Source organism: Flavobacterium plurextorum (assembly GCF_002217395.1).
Classification (GTDB): domain Bacteria; phylum Bacteroidota; class Bacteroidia; order Flavobacteriales; family Flavobacteriaceae; genus Flavobacterium; species Flavobacterium plurextorum.
This window is the reverse complement of sequence record NZ_MUHD01000035.1, coordinates 12,952-31,959: the sequence shown is the minus strand read 5'-3', so window position 1 is coordinate 31,959 and position 19,008 is coordinate 12,952. Positions and strand designations below refer to the sequence as shown.

The following is a 19,008-nucleotide window of genomic DNA, read 5'->3' as shown; positions in this document are numbered from 1 at the left end:
AATTAGATCTTTACTTTAAAAACTAGTTTTTTCAAGAACCCTTCGCCAATCATAGCTGCGTGAACATCATCCGGAAATAAAATGGCAAATTGTTTTTCCTGCAATTCAAAAAACATATCTGGTTTGTCATAGAAAAAGCGAACATCTCTTTCGTCACTGTAATCTCCATTTGGTTTTACACATTTTTCTCTTGGCTTCCATGCAAAAGTTTCCGGTCCTTGAATCGAAATTTGAATATCAATGTTTTTATCATGGCATTCAAAACCTTTGATACTTTCTTCTCTAGTACTTCCATCGCCATGAATAACAATAAGTTTTAAGCCTTCGCTGATTTCAAACGAACCAGTTTCAAGACTTGCAATATCAGTTTGATTTACATACTCAAAAGCTTTTTGAAAATTGGGATGCAGACCGTAATATTTTGCTGCATTATGTAATGAATCTATTATCATGAGGTAAGATTTAATTTTTAGTTTTTGAAATTAATAGTATAAAAGGTTCTGCCGTTTATATATAATGTGTAATTTTACGTGTACGCACACGGTGCTTTACAAATGTATGTAAAATGTAAAGTATAACAACCTATTTTGCTTAAAAAAATAGAATTTTATAATAGAGCTTTTATCATTTTAACTTAAAAAGAATCAATATCATAACAATAAAGAAAATTGCCGAATTAGCTAATGTTTCTCCAGGAACTGTTGACCGAATTATTCATAATCGCGGACAAGCAGCACAAGAAACTGTAGATAAAGTCAATGCCATAATCGAAGAATTTGGTTATAAACGTAATATTTTGGCGAGTAATCTTGCTTTAAATAAGAAATTTCATTTTGCCGTTTTTCTTCCCAAACACGAGAATCTTGAATATTGGCGCAGTCAAGCTGAAGGAATCGAAAAAGCGGCTGCAGAGTTTAGTAAATTCGGAATTGTTGTGGATTATTTCCATTATGATTACAATACAGTTTCTTTTAAAGAATCAGTAAAAAAAGTAATGGATTTTGAGTGCGACGGATTGCTTTTTGCACCCATTTTTCACGAAGATTCAGTCCGTTTTTTAAAGGAATACAAAAAGAAGAATATTCCAGTTGTGATGATCGATTCGAATATTTCAGACAACAATGAATATGCTTATGTAGGTCAAGATGCTTTTCAGAGCGGTTATTTGGCTGGAAGACTCATAAGTTTTGCAGTAAAAAATGAAAGACATGTTTTGATTTTTAAAATCACCCAAGAAATCGAAAGTACATCCGTTTATTTGCAGCGAATAAAAGGATTTTATTCCTTTTTTGAAGACAATGACGAACTTACAAATTTTAAATTTTCAGAAGTTACTCTAAAAGATTCGAAGATTGAGGAACTAAATCTTGAAATGTTTTCTGAAATAAGCAGCATTTTTGTGCCCAATTCGAGAGCGTACATTGCGGCCCAGTTTTTAGAACAAAACAATATAAAAGGCATCCGCATTATTGGCTATGATTTATTAAAAGAAAATATAGAATATCTAAACAAAGGCGTAATCGATTTTTTGATCAATCAAAGACCCGAAGATCAAGGTTATATGGCAATTCATTATTTATATAAAAAATTAGTTTTAAAAGAAGATACAGAGCAAATACATTATATTCCGCTTGAAATTATTTTGAAAGAGAATTATTCTCCAGCCAGAAAGTAATTTTTTTTCCATCTATAATAATTTGGCAGCTAAGTGAATTATATTCTGTAATTTACACGAACTAGCTTTTGAGTAAGTTAAAATTGTAATTAATTGAAAATCAATAAAAATGGTTAAATGTATTATTTTCGATTGTGACGGTGTTTTAGTAGATACAGAGAAAATTGGTAATGGAGTATTACTGGAAATGGCAGCAGAGCACGGATTTGAAATGAAAATTGAAGATGCATATCGTAATTTCAACGGTCGTAAGTTAAAAGATTGTTTCAAGTATATTGAAGAAACTATTGCTAAAAAACTTCCAGAAACTTTTGAAACAGAATTCCGCCAGCGAAGTTTTAGTGCTTTTAAAACGCAGGTTAAACCAATGGAAGGAATTGTTTCATTTATAGAAAAACTTACAATTCCGTATTGCGTCGCCTCAAGCGGACCAGTCGAAAAAATTTGCTTAAATCTTGAGGTTGCTGGTTTGCTGGATAAATTCGAGAATAAAATATTCAGTTCCTACCAAATTGGGAGTTGGAAGCCAGAACCAGGAATTTTTTTGCACGCAGCCAAAGAAATGGGTTTTGATGTAAAAGACTGCATTGTGGTTGAGGATAGCGTTGCAGGTGTGCGAGCCGGAATAGATGGAGGTTTTAAAGTGTATGGTTTTGCAAACGGATATAATGATAGTGATTTAGAAAAGGAGGGAGCAGTGCTCTTTAGAAGTTATGATGAACTTGCTTCTATTTTAAATTTAGAATAGAAAAATGGCTGTCACAAAATGACAGCCATTTTTTATTTAAGACATGTTCGTTTCTTAATGTAATTCATAAAAGAAAGCATGAAATATTTTATCTGAATTCCGAAACATTATGATTTAGTAACAATGCCATAAACATAATAGCATTTTAAAGTTCTAAAATTGCAGCTTCTTACTAAGTTTATATCAAGCATAGTTTTTTTATTGTTTAAGTTTTTAATGAATGTAAATACGGCTCATTTTTTAAAATTCGACATTTATAAACTGTATGAGATAAAACTATAATAACAACAATAAAATAGTTGCCGGTACTTTAAAATAGACCAATAGAGTTTATAATATGGTATTAGAAGACAATTAGAATGTTGTGTTAGTTTATTTTTTATTTTTTTGACAAAACCTATTTCTTTAAAGAAATAGGTTTTTGTGTTTCTACACTTGTTAGTTGTGCTTTTAATTCTTGTTTTAGATAGCGTTAAGAAATGTATAAATAGCCTTGAAAATGTGATAGTTGAAATTTATTTGATTAAATTTACTAAACTAACTTATAAAAAAAATCTTATGAAAGCAGTGCGTTTTTTTGGGCATAAAGATGTTAGAATAGTAAACGATTTAGAAAAACCATCTCCAAAGGGCGATGAGGTATTATTAAAGATTGGAGGTGCTGGAGTATGCCATTCAGATTTACATATAATTGATGATGGCATTGTATCTGGTGTTACTTTTACATTAGGGCATGAAAACGCAGGCTGGATAGAAGAAATAGGAGAAGATGTAAAAGGATTTAAAAAAGGAGATGCAGTTTTGGTCTACGGTCCTTGGGGATGCGGGCATTGTAAACCTTGTCAGCATTCTAACGAAAATTACTGTGATCACCAGTCTGAAATGGCTTTTGGCGGCGGACTTGGATTAAATGGCGGAATGGCTGATTACATGCTGGTGCCTTCTTCACGTTTACTCGTTCCAATTCATGATTTAGATCCTGTTATTGCTGCTCCTTTAACAGATGCTGCTCTAACTCCATACTCGGCTATTAAGCGATCATTACATAAGCTGATGCCTGATGAATATGTAGTTGTAATAGGAGTTGGCGGATTGGGGCATGTTGCTCTTCAAATTTTATCAGAAATGTGCGGCTCGACTATTATTGCCTGCGATATAACTCCTGAAAGACTTGAATTTGCTAAAAAGCTAGGTGCTTCTTATGCTATTAATTCTACAGATAAAGATGCGGCAGAACAAATAAAGAAGATTACAGGAATTAAAAAAGCCAAAGTCGTAATCGATTTTGTTGGTGCTACTTCTACAATAGATTTAGGAACAAAAATAATTGGACTAGACGGTGATTTAACGATTGTTGGTCTTGGCGGCGGAAATTATGAATACAATATGAATGGTCTGCCTTTTGGTGTAAGCTTAACAAATCCTTATTGGGGTTCTAGAACCGAATTAATGGAAGTAATTGGGCTTGCGCTTCAAAAGAAGATTCATATTGAAGTTGAAAAATACAATTTGGATCAAGCAGTTGAAGTTTATGATAAGCTAAGACATGGACAAATAAAAGGGAGAGCAGTATTAATTCCCTAATTGTAATCTTGTAAAAAACGAATGAAAGAGTGTAATGAAAAATTAAAAACTAATGGTAAATTTGAGTTGCCTTTTACTATTCTAATGGTAAAATTCTAATAAAAATTTTTAAGGAATAAGACTTGGCAGGCTCAAAAATAATAACTCAAAAAGTGTAATATTATGATACATCAAATTGACACAACTGATAATTTAGTTGCTTTTAGAGCATTGGCAGAAATGACAAAAGAAGATTTTTTAATTGTTGTTGTTCCAGCCGTCGAGCATTTGGTAAAGCAGACTAATGAAATTAATTTTTTACTGGTTTTAGATACTGAAGTAGAAAAATTTACAGCAGGCGAGTGGCTTCAAGAAGCGCTGCTTGGACTTAAGAATCTTGGAAAATGGAATAGAGCGGCGATTGTATCAGATTCTGAAGAAATAATTTCGCTTGCAAACGGATTCAGCTATGTCGTTCCAGGCGAATTTCACGGTTTTAGAAAAGAATCTTTTAATAAAGCACTAAACTGGGTAGAAGGAAATATAAATCTGGCCTAAATATTTAGTTCAAATTTCACTTTTAAACTTAAAAAAAAACACCTGCAAATTCACTATGTTATCAGATTATAACTTGTGAGTTTGCAGGTGTTTTTTGCTTTATATTTTAAGTATTCATAAACTGAAACTTAAAGCGATGCTTAATAATTATATTCGATACCGCTGCTGTCTGTTTTTTCTTTTTTTTCTTTAGAAGTCTCTGTTATTTTTTTATAGCAGGCAGCTGCAAGCAAAGGTACAGCAAGACTTCCTACTACTGCAGCAGTTTTATTTTGTCCGGCTTTTTTAAGTACAGCTCCAGCTAAAAGAGAGCCTAATCCTGCAAATACTAAATGTTTAACTGATGGCCTGTAGTCTTTGTAATCTTTTTTTTCAGGTTTAATTCCGTGTAATAATGGGTCTATAAAATTTAGTTTTTCCATAATTATGATAATTTATTTAATGATACCTAATTTTGTCTAATGTAATAAAAATGTTACGTTTATTCTAGTTTTAATCGATGATTTTTTTTTCACGAATTTAAACCTAAAAGAAATAGTAAGATTATAAAGATCGGCGAAAATCTAGCCAAAATCAATCCTCAGAGAGCGTTTAACAAAAGTTTATAATAGTAAACGATAAAAACGTTAATTGTATCCTAAAGCATGGATTCTTATTTTCTATTATAAAGTATTCTGTTCTAAAATTTGTCTGTTATTAGGCTCTAGGATGATTTTCTGGATAATGTTCGGCATCAAAATCAGTTAAATCTTCATCCTCATCTAAATCTCTTTCTTTTTCTAAATCACTTTCATAGTTTAGTTCATTAGTACTGTGATCTTTTTCTTGATTTGCTTTCTCGCTGTCATTAGTTACCGAGCGATCTTCGTTTATAATTCGTTCTTCGTTAGGAATGTTTTCCATTCTTATCGATTCGTTTCCTGTAAAATCAGTAGTTTGATTTCGTCCGTCATCGATAAACTCTTCTTGGTATTGATATGGATCTTCGTCAGGTGAAAAATTCACAGTATAATCAAAATTTTCTTGATCCATAAAATCAGGGTCTCTAAGACCATAATCTTGGTTGTTTAGCTTTTTCATAACTTTTCTATTTTTTCATTATTTCTTAGCTTCCAAAGTTTTGTATGCATTCCGAAAATATAGAAAAAGACCTCTTTTATAGTTGATTTAGAGGTGTTTAATTCTCACTGATTTTCGATCATAATTACAAAGGTACTTTAAAAAATGAAAAAGATTTTATAGAAAAACAGATTATAGCTGCATAATTTTCAGGTAGTTAGGTTAAGTTCTGAAATTAAAAGAAATTGCAGCTTGCAGTTAAGTATAAACATTAAAAAAGCCATAAAGAAATTGATCTTTATGGCTTCGGTCCAAAAAACTAACTTCTAAAATAAAGTGAATAATTTTTTACAGATATTTTCCCCAATTTTCCATCCTTAAATAATTTATCAAGTATTTCTTCCGCCTGATTATATGAAATATCTAAAATCACGGCATATTCTTTTGGAGCCAATGTTGGATAAATCTCAAAAAGAGATAATGGATCATCATTTTTAAAGGTTTTCTTTTTTGCTTCAGGATATAATGCCAGCAAAGCATTTTCATAATAAGCATATGGTTTAGAACCGTAAACAGTGAGTTGATTGTTGTTTTTATCAGCAAAAAATAAGGTTGGAAAACCTCTAACGCCAAGTGTTTTTGCTAAATTTAAATCTTCCTGAAAAAGTTTTTTAGCATCTCCATCATAGTCATTTTTTAGTTTTTCAATATCAAGATTTGCAATTTTGGCAGCTTCAGCAATATTTTCCCATTTAGCGATATTCTTTTTTTCGAGATATAATTTCTCACGAAGGATACGCATAAAAATGACTGCTTTTTCTTTACTCTGAATTTGAGCCGCTTTCATAGCAATACAAGAAGGATAGGAAGAACTCAAAGGATCTTCAAGCCAAACATTGCCGTCAATTGGCATTTGATAATGCAGACTCGCTTCATCCCAATGATGCGCAACATCTGATGGTTTACTGATTCCGCCGCTGTTGTAACTCCAATCAGGAAGCAAACCGCCCATTTTGTAATCTATTTCAAAATATTCGGGATATTCCAGTTTTAGTTTTCTCAATTGCGGTTCAATTCCCCAGCATGAAGAACAAATTGGGTCGGTATAATAAATAATTTTTACAGGTTTATTATCTGTTTTAATAACCGCTGTTTCATTTGATGCTTCGCTAATTGGCATTTCACACATACCACTTTCAGTGTCGCACAGTAACGGATTTGTTTTATTATCGTTCATTTTAGAATTAGTTTGCGATTGACAGCTCACACTGAAAATCAGGATTAATAACAGCGAAAGTATTTTCATAATTACTGTTTATAATTCTTGCTTTAGGTTTTAATTTATATTTTTACATAACAAAGTTCGTCCGTATTTAATCACAAGTCAATTAGTCTAAAAAAGATGACTACAGAAAATAAAACAGAAAAAGACAACGAATGTCCGGCACAAGGACTTTTGAAGTTGTTATCAGGTAAATGGAAACCACAGATTTTTTTATTGGCTGTAGATGGTCCGCTGCGTTTCAATACGCTTTTAAGAGATTTAAAAGGATCAAATAAACAATCGATCGCAGTCGCACTTCGGGAACTAGAAGATTTTGAACTTTTAGATAAAAAGGTTATCAAACTGAAACCGCTTCACATCGAATATACTTTATCTGAAAAAGGAAAATCTTTGATTCCTGTTTTTAGACAATTAGAATTGTTTTTGGAGAAATAGAATGTTTGAATAAGTAATCATAATTAAGACTTTTTTTGAAGTCTAAAAACTGGAATAGAATATGAAAAAGCTGTTTTTAATTTTATTGATGCTGCTGCAATTTCCTGTAAGTTTTGGGAGCAATCAAATAGAAGACCCTTCCTCAAAGAAAATTATTGGAACTTGGTATGCCGACAGGAATAGAAATACAAAATGGATTTTTACGCAAGACAGGAAAATCTATAATTACGATAAGGATGTTTTTAAAGTAATGTATGGTTATACCATTTCTAACCGCTGTCAAAACAATTCAAGCGATACTACCGAGTTTTTAACTTTCATGGACCGAGATGGTAATGAATTCTGTTTTAGAATAAACGGAATTGACGAGAATAAAAACGGAATTTTATCTCTTACTAAAATGGATAATGGAGAAACGCTTTTGTTTGTTAACAATTTAAATGTAGTAACTGGAAAGTAGTATTTATTTGTTGTGAAAGCTCCAGCGGAGCGTAATATTTATAGCACAATTTATTTCCATGCCCAAAAAAAAGCTACAGCGGAGCTGCATATTTTTAAAAAATTAAATGTTTCGCTCCTCTGGAGCTTGAAATCATGGGGATATAATTACTATAAATATTATGCTCCACTGGAGCATTTTTTTTACTAAATAGTCTAATTATACTCAACGTTTTTTCTAGTATTAAACTTTCATTAACAAAAACTAAAACTTCATTAGTTTATATTTGTGAGGCACAAATTAATTCTAAAGTATTGTAAATCATGAAAATTAAGTCTGTTTTTTATCTGTTTCTATTTGTTGTTTTTTCAGTTTCATCGTATAGTCAAAATGTAAAACTGCTTACAATAGATCAGCTTAACGAAAGAATTGAAAAGGGAAAAGACAGTACTTATGTGGTTAATTTTTGGGCAACTTGGTGTGCGCCTTGTATAAAAGAATTACCTCATTTTGAAAAATTGAGTGCAGAACACAAATCAGATAAGTTGGCGGTATTACTAGTAAGTTTAGATTTTAAATCGAAGCTGAAATCGAATGTGATTCCGTTTGTGAAAAGAAAAAATCTGAAAAACGAAGTATTTCTATTGAATGAAGGAAGTCCGCAGGAATTTATCGATCGTATCGACCCAAGTTGGTCAGGAAGTATTCCGGCAACGCTTTTTATAAAAAATGGCAAGCGAAAGTTTGTTGAAAGTGAATTTACTTACGAACAATTATTAACTGAATATAAAAAACTGTAAATCCAAAAACCATGAAAAAAATAATTCTTTTATTAATGCTGGCGTTCTCTGCCTTTCTAGCTCAGGCTCAAACAACAACGCTTAAAGCTGGTGATACTGCTCCAGATTTTAAACTGAAAAATGTAGATAATAAAGATGTTTCTTTTGCAAGTTTTCCAAAAGCAAAAGGTTATATAGTAGTTTTTACTTGTAATACGTGTCCTTACGCAGTAGGTTACGAACAAAGAATAATTGATTTAGATAAAAAGTTTAAACCACAGGGATATCCTGTAATTGCAATAAACCCTAACGATCCAGAAGCTTCTAAAGCGGATACTTTTGACAAGATGCAGGATTTGGCAAAAGAGAAAAAATATCCTTTTCCGTACTTGTTAGATCCAGGACAAAAAATTACCGATGAGTATGGTGCAAAACGTACGCCTCACATCTTTATCGTTTCTAAAACAGCAAAAGGAAATGTGGTAGAATATGTTGGCGCGATTGATAATGATCCAGAAGGTACAAAAGCAGATAAAGTAAAATATGCCGAAGATGTAATTGCAGCTTTAAAAAGCAATCAAAAACCTGCTGTAACACAAACTAAAGAAATTGGCTGTACTGTAAAAAGAAAAGCTAAAGCTTAATAATAGTTATTCTATAAAATGAAAACGCCTCAAATTCTTGAGGCGTTTTTTTTATGAAATAGTTTCAATAAGTTTCTTTTGTTCTTGAAGTTCCAATTCAGCAATAATTTGTCTTTTCATTGTCGTGTGAACGTAATCTTTTGCTTCGGCATATGAAATATCATATTTACGTGAAATATCCTGTAAATGGGCAGGAAAAACATCAAGTATTTTATCATAATAAACATTTAGTTCGTTTTTACTGGGCATTTCAAATTTTAGCTTAATTTGAAACCTGCGAAGTAAGGCTGAATCAATACTGTTGTAAAAGTTTGTAGCACAAATCAACAAACTATCTGTTGGGAAATAATCAATTAACTGAATGATCGTATTTACCAAACGTCTCATTTCGGCAACATCTTTATCGTCACTTTCTCGGCTTCTGCCAATTTGATCAAATTCATCTAGAAATAAAACCGCTTTTTCGCGAATCGCTTTGTCAAAAAGAGCCTTTACATTTTTTGAAGTTTCTCCGATTTTAGCATTGATTAAAGTACTGAGGTTGATAATAACAATGCTTTTATTTAGAGCTGTTGCTACAGCTTTTGCTGTTGTAGTTTTACCGCAGCCGGAGTGACCGTGAAGCAGTATTTTATTGTCGACGTTGAGGTTGTATTTTTTTAATTCGTCAATATACTTATGCTCTTTGATTGTGTTAAGTAATGCCGTTTTATTTTCTTCGCTGAAAAGCAAATCATTAAGTGCAATTTTTTCAGTATCGTTTACAACAAGTTCGTACAGATTCATTTGTGTGTTTTATTAGATGCAAAATTATGCTTTATTCTGCAATATTTTCATTCCATATTTCTTTTCCTAGAAAACGATTACCAAATATTGAAGTTCCTACTCTTACCATATTAGAACCTTCGGCGATAGCCAGTTCAAGATCTTGAGACATTCCCATTGAAAGCTTTAAATGCGTTATACCTTCAATTTGAGCATCATAAATTTCTTCTCTTATTTTTCTAAGTAATTGTAAGGACGGACGCATTTTTTCTTTCTCAACGTCTAGTAAACCAATCGTCATTAAACCTTTTATATTTAAAGTTTTGTACTTTTTTACTTCTCTAATAAAAGAGACAACTTCATTTGGTGCAAGTCCAAATTTGCTTTCTTCAAATGAGGTGTTTACTTGAAAAAAAACATCGATGCATCTTTCTTCTTTTAGTAATTGTTTATTTAGTTCTTCCGCTAAAGATAATCGGTCTAAAGATTGAATGCAGGAAACATATTTTAAAACATCTTTGACTTTGTTGGTTTGAAGATGTCCAATAAAATGACGTTCGATATTTAAATTTTTTAAACCAGAATCTTTATCGCGAAGTTCCTGCATTTTGTTTTCGCCAATAAGAGTTTCGCCAGCTTCTATTGCAATTCGTATTTTGTCTGCAGGGACAGTTTTAGTCGCCAATAATAATTGAACATCTGATGGATTTCGGTTAGAAAGTCTGCAGGTATCTTCAATACGTTGATGAACTTGCTTTAAATTGTAAATAATATCTTCCTTCATAGCTGCAAAGTTAAAAGCATTATGAAGCGTAAAAAAGATCCAGTTTTGAGTATTTTAAATGGTCCAGTTTCTTCTATAAATGAGAAAACTGGATTATTTAACGCCTTTATATCCTTTCTAATTTTGTCATGGCAATAAAGTCAAATTAAAAACAAGTAAAAATGAGCAAATCAATTTTTTATCACGCCGGCTGTCCAGTTTGTGTAAGTGCCGAACACGACATTTTAAATTTAGTTAAAGATGTTGAAGTAGTAAACATTGGAGAAGACAGAGCGAGAATTTCAGAAGCTCAAAAAGCAGGAGTACAATCTGTACCTGCCTTAGTAACTCCAAACGGAAATGTGCTTCATATTAATTTTGGAGCTTCAATTGCTGATGTAATTGGATAGATATAAGTACCTCTTTAGGAATTATCTAAAGAGGTTTTATAGCCTTTAATTTTAGAATAATTTATATGTAAATAATTTATTGGGTCTAATTAATAAAATAGGGTTTAACAAATAGAAAAATAGATTTTCTGTGCGATACAAGAATATAAAAGAGAAATATATTTCTCTCACTTAGTTGACTAAGTATATTTAGAATAACTGAAATATCTTTTTGAGACTAGCATATTATGTTTCTATGAGTTTAAATAATGGCACCCAATATGTAAAATAATAAAAACAAGATGAAAGTAGCAGTATGGGATACTTATGTTACCCGAAAAGACGGAGAGATTATGCATTTTGACATTTTGGTTGATGAAAATACAAGCGATACAGAACAGGTTTTTGAATATGGAAAAACGTATCTAAAAAGTGTTTCGCAGGAAGGTCAGCCTTTAACTTCGAAAGAATGCAGATTTTGTCATATCGATAAAGCGCCTTTAGAAGTTGAAAATCAAATTCGTAAAAACGGCTTTTCGATTATTGAGATGGAAAATTGTAATTAAATTAGGTTTCTCAATTTAATATAGACTGAAAATCATGTATTTTCAGTCTTTTTTTTGTTTTGTAGATATTTAGAGAGCGCAATGATCCTTTCTATTGGCTTTATTCCGATGAAGAAAATTTTATTAAACACATAGAAACATAGGTACATTTTCTATAAAAGAATATAAAAGAGAAATACATTTCTGCACATAGCTCTTTATGCTTAAAATAAGTGGAACGTCTTTTTTCGAATGCTTAAAAACCATACAGATAGTTCAATGTTATTAAGTTATGCGTTTTTTTTTTTTTTTTTTTGAATACCAGTAGGTTATTGCACATTTTTTTGTTTTGAAAGCTCCAGCGGAGCGGAATATTTATAGCACAATTTTTTCCACGCACAAAAAGCTCCAGAGGAGCGACATATTTTTGAAAAATACATATTCCGCTCCGCTGGAGCTTGAAATCACGGGGTATCTAATTTTCTATACATATTCCGCTCCGCTGGAGCTTTTTTTTAAATAGTATAATTTCAATGAATGTTGATTTTACGATGTTTATTATATCTAGAATTAAAAGTCATTACCCAAGCCTGAAAGGCGAACAGGTGAAGCAATCAAATTAGGACTAATTACATCATGTAATCCTTAACTTAATGACATTGCGCGACAGCTATCGGGACTATATGTTGAAAAAGTATTTAATTAGTCTATAGATATTTAGAGAGCGCAATGATGCCTTCTTCTAGTTGCTTTTCACTGAGAGAAGCATAACCTAAACGCAAACCTAAAACAGGCTTTTCAAAACTGAACTTCTCAGGATTCATGACTTTGATTCCTTTGGTTAACAATTCATCACAGACTTTTTGAAGATTGGTTTCTGGACTTGGAACAATCCAAAAAGCCAAACCGCCTTCTGGTTTTATAAAAGTAATTTTGTCTTTAAGATGTAGTTTGCAAAGGCTTTCAAAGTAATCTCTTTTTGCTTTGTAAATTAAGCTCGTTCGCTTGAGATGTCTTTTTATTTTGCCTTCGTTAATAAGGTTTAAGACAGCTTCTTCCATGATATTGTCGCCTTGAACGTCGATGATTTTTCTGTGTTTTCCAATTTTCTCTACGTTTTCTACTGAACTTGCCAGATAACCAATTCGCAGTGCAGGAGCTACAATTTTGCTTAACGTGCCTATATAAACAAAGTTTTTTGCTTTGCTGTAACTCGAAATTGGTAAAATTGGTCGTTGTCCGAAATGAAATTCGTTATCATAGTCATCCTCAATAATTGTAAAATTATATTGATTGGATAATTCGATTAATTTCAGCCTTTTTTTTAAGCTCATTGTAACCGTCGTCGGAAATTGGTGATGCGGTGTAACATAAATGGCTTTTATATTTTTATGTTTTTTTAGATAAGCTTCAACTTCATGTAAATCTAAACCATCTGATTCGACACTTACTGGCAGCAATTTTGCACCTGCATTTTCAAAAGCTTCCCAAGCAGGTTTGTAGCCGGGATTCTCGATTATCACAAAATCATCTTTAGTTAGCAAACAATGAGCCGCTAGATACATTGCCATTTGACTTCCTCTTGTAATACAGATTTCATTTGCCGAGACGTTCATGCCTCTTTTAAAATTCAGCATCTGGACTATCGCTTTTCTAAAATCAATGTCGCCAAGCTCAGTGCTGTATCCCATAATTTGTCTGCGGGATTTTCGATTAAAAATTTCCCTGTAAGCACGTGCAAGATCATTCATTGGCGCAAGACTGCTGTCGGGTAGTCCATCATCAAAAACAAGATGCGTTTTTGCTTCCGTTATCGATGTGTTAATCTGAGAATCGTTCTTTTTATCACAGAGCATATCAGGTGATAAATCGGCAATAAAAGTGCCTTTTCTATCGATTGTAATGAGCCAGCCTTCGGCGGTTAAAACGTCTAATGCTTCAATGACTGTGTTTCTGTTTACGTTCAGTAAACCAGCAAGTTGTCTACTTCCAGGTAAAGCATTTCCTGAGGTAAGTTTATGTGACTTAATTGCGACGATAATAGCATCGGCAATTTGCAGATAAAGTGCTTTATCGGATTTCTTATCTAATTGAATTTCAAATTGCCATGGTCGTAACATCTGGACTAGTTGTTTGTTGTAAAACTGTGTTATCTGTGCAGTCCAAAGTTACAATATTTTTGTCACGCAATAATGCATCAACTAAAATTTAATGAACATGGAAACTAAAGAAAAAAAATTCTCATCAAAAGATTTTCATCAAACTTATGCAAGACCAAGTTTTGTAATGCCTGAAAAATTAATTCATAGAAATGTTGAAAAAGCAGGTGTTCATGATCAGTTTTCTACAGAAAGAAAACATCCAGTGTTTTTTGTCGATCTGCCAAGTAAAAATGTAAGTATGACTATTGGAGGATTATTGCCTGGACAATTAACGAATAGACATAGACATACTTATGAAACATTGTTGTATGTAATTGAAGGTTCTGGATATACTGAAATCGAGGATCAAAAAGTAGAGTGGAAGGCTGGAGATGCAGTTTATATTCCGGCTTGGACATGGCACAGACATCAGAATTTAAGCAATACTGAAAATGCAAAATACATTGCGACTGAAAATGCACCGCAATTGCAAAATTTAGGAGTTGCACTTAGAGAAGAAGAGGGAAGAGATTTATAAAAAAGAAAAGAAATGAAAAACAAACAGTTTAAAGGTATTATTGCCTATCCAATTACACCATTTGATGAAAATGAAAAAGTTGATATTAAGCTTTATAAGCAATTATTAGAGCGGTTAATTGTATCAGGATCTCACGCAGTTGCTCCACTGGGAAGTACAGGAGTTATGCCTTATTTGAATGATGAAGAAAAAGAGGCTATTACCGAAGCAACTGTTGAGCAGACAAAAGGGCGGGTTCCAATATTAGTAGGGGTTTCAAATTTAACGACTGAAAGAACTATTTATCATGCAAAAACTGCCGAGAAAGCGGGAGCCGATGCTGTAATGATTATTCCGATGAGTTATTGGAAACTAAGCGATGACGAAATTGTCAAACATTACGATGCTGTAGCAAAACAAATCTCGATTCCAATAATGGCTTACAATAATCCAGCTACAGCAGGAATTGATATGTCGCCTGCATTATTGAAAAGACTTCTTGAAATTCCGAATGTTACGATGATTAAGGAAAGTACAGGCGATGTTCAAAGAATGCATTATTTGAAGAAGGAGTTAGGCGAAGATGTTGCTTTTTACAACGGATCTAATCCGCTGGCGCTTTCTGCATTTGCTGCAGGAGCAGCGGGTTGGTGTACAGCAGCTCCCAATTTAATTCCTGAATTGAATATTGCCTTATACAACGCCATTCAAAACAATGATTTAAAAGAAGCTCAAAAAGTATTTTATAAACAGATCAATTTATTGAAGTTTATTGTAGAAAAAGGACTTCCAAGAGCAATAAAATCTGGTTTGAATACTATGGGAATTGACGGCGGAAAATTAAGAAAACCGTTATTGCCGTTAACTGAAAAAGAAAGCAGCGAACTTAGTACTATTTTGAAGTTAGTTAATGATTTGAATTAGTTAAGCGGAATAATTACCGTAGTATAATCATTAAACACATAGAAACATTCCTGATAGCTATCGGGATTGATTACTTAAAAAAGGTGTTTCACTTATCTTAAATGCACAAAGACGACTATGTTAGAGGAATATATTTCTCTTTTGTATTCTTTTACCGAAAATGAAGCTATGTTTCTATGTGTTAATAAAAAATGATCATGAATTAGGACAATAAAAAAACAGCCAAACTTGATTTTCAGGTTTGGCTGTTTTTGAGTATAAATTATAAGCTTTTAAGCTTTTTCATGAAGATCGGAAACACTTCGTTTAATTCGTCAAACAAAGGATTTTTGCGATGCTTGATGTGTATTTCATTAAATAGTTTTAAACCTACTGCAAACTGTGTTGCTTCATGCGGATTATCGAATATGTTTTTGTCTTTTATTTTTTCTATGATTCCAAAGATTTCATCGTGATTACTAAACTCCAGTCCAAGTTCTTTTGCGGGTTCTGTTTCACCATTTGCATATTGTTTTAGACTTAATGTCAAATGATATTTGTTTGATCTTTTTTCCATGATATTCTATTTCAATTTTATTTTAACCATTTATCTACGATGGTTTTAAAAGTTTCTTTGTATTGCTCGCCTACTGTAATTTCAAATTTCCCAATAAAAAGGGAGTTTTTACTAATAGCAGTAATTTGATCCAGTGAAACAATAAATGAGCGGTGAACTCTCATAAATTTGGTTGAAGGCAGTTTTTCTTCCAGTGCTTTTAAGGATATAAGTGACAGCACAGTTTTTTGAGAATCATCGAGATGTACTTTTACATAATCTTTCAAACTTTCTATATATAAAATATGCTTTAAAGAAATTCTAACCCACTGATATTCTACTTTTAAGAAAATAAAGTCATCATCGGCAGTAATAGACTGAAATTGGTTAGAGTTATCTTCTGTTAATTGAAGTACTTTGTTTGCGGCGCGTAAAAATTCTTCATAGCTAAAAGGCTTTAACAAATAATCTACGGCATTTACTCTATAACCTTCTATTGCATAATGGTTGTAAGCTGTTGTAAAAACAATTCGCGGCAGTGATCCCGGTTGATCTTGCAAAAGGCGAGCGAGTTCCATACCGGTTAAATTTGGCATGTTTATATCCAAGAAAACAAGATCTGGCTGTTTATCGCGAATCAAAGCCATAGCTTCAACTGCATTATCGCAGCTTGCGCTTAATTGTAAAAAAGGCGTTTGCTCAATAAAAGTTTCCACGAGCTTTAATGCGAGTGGTTCATCGTCTACAGCTATACATTTTAATACCATCGTTAATCTAAAGTTAAGTGCAGTTTTACATTGTATTTGCCATTTGGGGCAATACCGGCTTTTAAAGTATGCTTGTCAGGGTAAATTAAATGCAGTCTGCGTTTTGTATTTGTTAACCCAATACCGCCTTCATTTGTAGTTGAAGATTTTTCGAAATATGTATTTTCTACTTCAAATTCTAATGTGCTGTCCTTCTGCCTCAGCGAAATATGAATTTCACTTTTATCAGTAGCATGAACACCATGTTTAAAGGCATTTTCTACTAAAGGTAGTAATAACATTGGAACTATTGGGTAATCGTGAATTTTTTGCGGTATATCAGTTGTAATAGTAAGTTTACTGTTGGCACGAAGTTTCATTAAAGCAATAAAATCCTTCATAAAGTCAGCTTCTTTTAGTAAAGTTGTCGTTTCTTCAGTGCTATAAAGTAAGTAACGCATCATTCGGCTTAAAGTATGCAGCGCATTTCTAGAATCTTCAATATCAGTATAAGTCAGCGAATAAATACTATTAAGGGAATTAAAGAAAAAGTGCGGATTTATTTGAGCTTTAAGCATTGCCAGCTCAGCCATCGTTTTATCCTGTTCGAGCTTTTGCTTATGCTGAGCCGCTTTTTGCCAATGCTGCAGCATCGCCCAGCTTGTACTGATTCCTAGAACCAATAAAGTCAGCATTAAAACATAATTGTCAAAATAAGGACTTTTATACTTTCTTAATCCTAAAACCAAGCGTATTTTACTGTGAAGATCTGTTTGCGATGTATAAAAATAAGCAATGATCTGCATGGCAAAAACAATCAGCAAAGCCCACAGCAGAAATGGCGAAGTATTGTCTTTTATGATGGTTTTTGGAACTATAATTCGGGCATTCGAATAGAAAACAATTATTAATAAAAACAGCACTATTATCTGCCAAATCCAAAAAACCGTTGGAAGCACAACGTTCCAGGTTAAAGGGATGTAAAACAACATGATAAATCCCAATAACAACCAGCTCAAAATATGCAGTCCAGTAAATAAATAAGGTCTAAAAATGTTTGAAGCCATTATATGTTTTTGTTTTTTTATGACAATATTACATTTTATTTAAATAGGATATAAAAGCAATCGCTAAAAAGAGATTTAGAGACTTTATAAACCTCATTATAACCGATGAGTTTAGAAATTAAACAGTTGTTTAATTTCTGAAAAATTTCATCGGCTGTCAGCTGATCTCTATCGATTGTCTTTTGCTTTTCGTCTATTTCCTATTTTTCGCGTAGTGTATTTTAGTTCTTTTGCTTACTAATAAATAGATAATTACACATTTTAACAATGAATAAGCAATCGTTTTTAAGCATTTTCGCAGCATCAATTATTATCGCATCTTGTGGTAATAAAAATGATAAATCGGCTCAAGCCGGAGGCGCACCACAAGTTAAAGAGTATAAAACGCTGACATTACAGCCGGAATCGGCTACACTAAACAGCGATTATCCTGCTAGTATTCAAGGACAGCAGAATATAGATATTCGCCCAAGAGTTGAAGGTTATATTGACAAAATTTTTGTTGATGAAGGTGCGGTAGTAAAAGCAGGCCAGCCATTGTTTAAAATCAGTGCACCAGAATATGAGCAGCAAGTACGAACTGCTGCAGCAAGCATTAAAAGTGCACAGGCAGACTTAAGTACTGCAAAACTTGCAGTTAACAAAGTAAAACCATTAGTCGAAAAAGGTATTATAAGCAAATACGATTTAGAATCAGCTCAATATACTTATGAATCGGCATTAGCAGCTTTAGCGCAGGCAAATGCAGCTTTGGTAAATGCCAAAATCAATTTAGGATATACAACAGTAACAAGTCCAGTTGACGGCGTTGTAGGTTCAATCCCATTTCGTTTAGGAAGTTTAGTAAGTTCTAATACTGTCGAAGCTTTAACAACAGTTTCGAGCATAGGAAATGTATATGCTTATTTTGCTATGAATGAAAAAGCACTTTTAAATTTTACTAAAGATAATACGGGAATATCGTTAAGTCAGAAAATTAAAAGTCTGCCGGATGTTTCTTTATTGCTTTCAGATGGTTCAACTTACGATCAAAAAGGAAAAATAGAAACTGTAAACGGGCTGATTAATACCGAAACAGGAACTGTAAATATTAGAGCTCGCTTCTCAAATCCAAAAGGAATTATTAGAAGTGGAAGCAGTACAACAGTAAGAATTCCGAGTGAAGTAAAAGACGCTATGATTATTCCTCAAAGTGCAACATTTGAACTTCAGGATAAAATTTTTGCTGTAGTAGTAGGAAAAGATGGCAAAACTAAAAATGTCAATATTACGATCCTTGAAAATACTGCCAAAAACTATTACGTAGTGACAAGCGGCTTAAAAACAGGAGATGAAATTGTATTAGAAGGAGTAGCTTCTCTAAAAGAAGGAAGTGAGATTAAAGCTAATAATCAAAAATCAGAAATGATTTATGCTGACTTAAAACAATAA

The 19,008-nt window shown here is 32.6% G+C and carries 23 protein-coding genes; 13 read left to right on the top strand and 10 right to left on the bottom strand.

Annotation, left to right across the window (positions count from 1 at the left end):
* Nucleotides 1-2 precede the first annotated feature (2 nt).
* Nucleotides 3-452 carry a YhcH/YjgK/YiaL family protein gene (locus tag B0A81_RS18290; RefSeq protein WP_089059334.1) on the bottom strand — a complete coding sequence of 150 codons (450 nt, stop codon included), beginning with the start codon at nt 450-452 and terminating at the stop codon, nt 3-5.
* A gap of 191 nt (nt 453-643) precedes the next feature.
* Between B0A81_RS18290 and B0A81_RS18285 the strand changes: the two genes are divergently transcribed.
* From B0A81_RS18285 to B0A81_RS18270, 4 genes are all read left to right on the top strand, one after another.
* Nucleotides 644-1,675: a LacI family DNA-binding transcriptional regulator gene (locus tag B0A81_RS18285; protein ID WP_317044424.1), complete on the top strand. Its 1,032-nt coding sequence runs from the start codon at nt 644-646 to the stop codon at nt 1,673-1,675.
* A 109-nt stretch (nt 1,676-1,784) separates the two neighbouring features.
* Nucleotides 1,785-2,423: an HAD family hydrolase gene (locus B0A81_RS18280; RefSeq protein ID WP_089059332.1), complete on the top strand. Its 639-nt coding sequence runs from the start codon at nt 1,785-1,787 to the stop codon at nt 2,421-2,423.
* Between the two features lie 558 nt (nt 2,424-2,981).
* Nucleotides 2,982-4,007, top strand: coding sequence for an NAD(P)-dependent alcohol dehydrogenase (locus tag B0A81_RS18275; RefSeq protein ID WP_089059369.1), 1,026 nt, complete (start codon nt 2,982-2,984; stop codon nt 4,005-4,007).
* Between the two features lie 162 nt (nt 4,008-4,169).
* Complete coding sequence (locus tag B0A81_RS18270; protein ID WP_089059331.1) at nt 4,170-4,544, top strand: SpoIIAA family protein; 375 nt, start codon at nt 4,170-4,172, stop codon at nt 4,542-4,544.
* 140 nt (nt 4,545-4,684) lie between these two features.
* On the opposite strand, the gene B0A81_RS18265 is transcribed toward B0A81_RS18270, so the two are convergent.
* The 3 genes from B0A81_RS18265 to B0A81_RS18255 all read right to left on the bottom strand — a co-directional run bounded on the left by B0A81_RS18265 (nt 4,685) and on the right by B0A81_RS18255 (nt 6,840).
* Nucleotides 4,685-4,966 (bottom strand): hypothetical protein, encoded by a 282-nt coding sequence (locus B0A81_RS18265; protein ID WP_089059330.1) that lies wholly within the window; start codon nt 4,964-4,966, stop codon nt 4,685-4,687.
* Between the two features lie 274 nt (nt 4,967-5,240).
* Nucleotides 5,241-5,624, bottom strand: coding sequence for a hypothetical protein (locus B0A81_RS18260; RefSeq protein ID WP_089059329.1), 384 nt, complete (start codon nt 5,622-5,624; stop codon nt 5,241-5,243).
* A 298-nt stretch (nt 5,625-5,922) separates the two neighbouring features.
* On the bottom strand, nt 5,923-6,840 hold the full coding sequence (locus tag B0A81_RS18255; RefSeq protein WP_089059328.1) for a DsbA family protein: 918 nt from the start codon (nt 6,838-6,840) through the stop codon (nt 5,923-5,925).
* Between the two features lie 165 nt (nt 6,841-7,005).
* Here B0A81_RS18255 and B0A81_RS18250 point away from each other — a divergent pair, with 165 nt between their 5' ends.
* From B0A81_RS18250 to B0A81_RS18235, 4 genes are all read left to right on the top strand, one after another.
* A complete protein-coding gene (locus B0A81_RS18250; protein WP_089059327.1) occupies nt 7,006-7,323 on the top strand; it encodes a winged helix-turn-helix transcriptional regulator in 318 nt (105 codons plus the stop codon).
* A 61-nt stretch (nt 7,324-7,384) separates the two neighbouring features.
* Nucleotides 7,385-7,783 (top strand): hypothetical protein, encoded by a 399-nt coding sequence (locus tag B0A81_RS18245; protein ID WP_089059326.1) that lies wholly within the window; start codon nt 7,385-7,387, stop codon nt 7,781-7,783.
* A gap of 302 nt (nt 7,784-8,085) precedes the next feature.
* Nucleotides 8,086-8,562, top strand: a complete 477-nt coding sequence (locus tag B0A81_RS18240) for a TlpA disulfide reductase family protein (protein ID WP_089059325.1) — start codon at nt 8,086-8,088, stop codon at nt 8,560-8,562.
* A gap of 11 nt (nt 8,563-8,573) precedes the next feature.
* Nucleotides 8,574-9,185, top strand: a complete 612-nt coding sequence (locus B0A81_RS18235) for a thioredoxin family protein (protein ID WP_089059324.1) — start codon at nt 8,574-8,576, stop codon at nt 9,183-9,185.
* Nucleotides 9,186-9,236: 51 nt separating this feature from the next.
* Here B0A81_RS18235 and B0A81_RS18230 read toward each other — a convergent pair whose 3' ends face one another.
* Both B0A81_RS18230 and B0A81_RS18225 read right to left on the bottom strand, forming a co-directional pair.
* Nucleotides 9,237-9,971, bottom strand: a complete 735-nt coding sequence (locus tag B0A81_RS18230; RefSeq protein WP_089059323.1) for an AAA family ATPase — start codon at nt 9,969-9,971, stop codon at nt 9,237-9,239.
* 31 nt (nt 9,972-10,002) lie between these two features.
* Entirely contained in the window at nt 10,003-10,734 is a 732-nt protein-coding gene (locus tag B0A81_RS18225; protein ID WP_089059322.1) for a YggS family pyridoxal phosphate-dependent enzyme, read from the bottom strand.
* A 161-nt stretch (nt 10,735-10,895) separates the two neighbouring features.
* On the opposite strand from B0A81_RS18225, the gene B0A81_RS18220 reads away from it, so the two are divergent.
* Both B0A81_RS18220 and B0A81_RS18215 read left to right on the top strand, forming a co-directional pair.
* Nucleotides 10,896-11,123, top strand: coding sequence for a thioredoxin domain-containing protein (locus B0A81_RS18220; RefSeq protein ID WP_089059321.1), 228 nt, complete (start codon nt 10,896-10,898; stop codon nt 11,121-11,123).
* A 281-nt stretch (nt 11,124-11,404) separates the two neighbouring features.
* Nucleotides 11,405-11,668, top strand: a complete 264-nt coding sequence (locus B0A81_RS18215) for a DUF2024 family protein (RefSeq protein WP_089059320.1) — start codon at nt 11,405-11,407, stop codon at nt 11,666-11,668.
* Nucleotides 11,669-12,354: 686 nt separating this feature from the next.
* Here B0A81_RS18215 and pdxR read toward each other — a convergent pair.
* Nucleotides 12,355-13,767 carry a MocR-like pyridoxine biosynthesis transcription factor PdxR gene (gene pdxR, locus B0A81_RS18210; RefSeq protein WP_089059319.1) on the bottom strand — a complete coding sequence of 471 codons (1,413 nt, stop codon included), beginning with the start codon at nt 13,765-13,767 and terminating at the stop codon, nt 12,355-12,357.
* Nucleotides 13,768-13,864: 97 nt separating this feature from the next.
* On the opposite strand from pdxR, the gene B0A81_RS18205 reads away from it, so the two are divergent.
* Complete coding sequence (locus tag B0A81_RS18205) at nt 13,865-14,326, top strand: cupin domain-containing protein (RefSeq protein WP_089059318.1); 462 nt, start codon at nt 13,865-13,867, stop codon at nt 14,324-14,326.
* A 12-nt stretch (nt 14,327-14,338) separates the two neighbouring features.
* Nucleotides 14,339-15,229, top strand: coding sequence for a dihydrodipicolinate synthase family protein (locus B0A81_RS18200; protein ID WP_089059317.1), 891 nt, complete (start codon nt 14,339-14,341; stop codon nt 15,227-15,229).
* Nucleotides 15,230-15,491: 262 nt separating this feature from the next.
* Here the strand turns inward: B0A81_RS18200 and B0A81_RS18195 are convergent, their stop codons facing one another.
* From B0A81_RS18195 to B0A81_RS18185, 3 genes are read right to left on the bottom strand one after another with little or no spacing between them, the layout of a single operon-like run.
* Entirely contained in the window at nt 15,492-15,785 is a 294-nt protein-coding gene (locus tag B0A81_RS18195; RefSeq protein WP_089054716.1) for a DUF3861 family protein, read from the bottom strand.
* 17 nt (nt 15,786-15,802) lie between these two features.
* The gene (locus tag B0A81_RS18190; RefSeq protein ID WP_089059316.1) at nt 15,803-16,531 is read right to left on the bottom strand and encodes a LytR/AlgR family response regulator transcription factor; all 729 of its coding nucleotides are present in this window, start codon (nt 16,529-16,531) and stop codon (nt 15,803-15,805) included.
* A 2-nt stretch (nt 16,532-16,533) separates the two neighbouring features.
* Nucleotides 16,534-17,577, bottom strand: coding sequence for a sensor histidine kinase (locus B0A81_RS18185; protein ID WP_089059315.1), 1,044 nt, complete (start codon nt 17,575-17,577; stop codon nt 16,534-16,536).
* 267 nt (nt 17,578-17,844) lie between these two features.
* On the opposite strand from B0A81_RS18185, the gene B0A81_RS18180 reads away from it, so the two are divergent.
* A complete protein-coding gene (locus B0A81_RS18180) occupies nt 17,845-19,008 on the top strand; it encodes an efflux RND transporter periplasmic adaptor subunit (RefSeq protein ID WP_089059314.1) in 1,164 nt (387 codons plus the stop codon).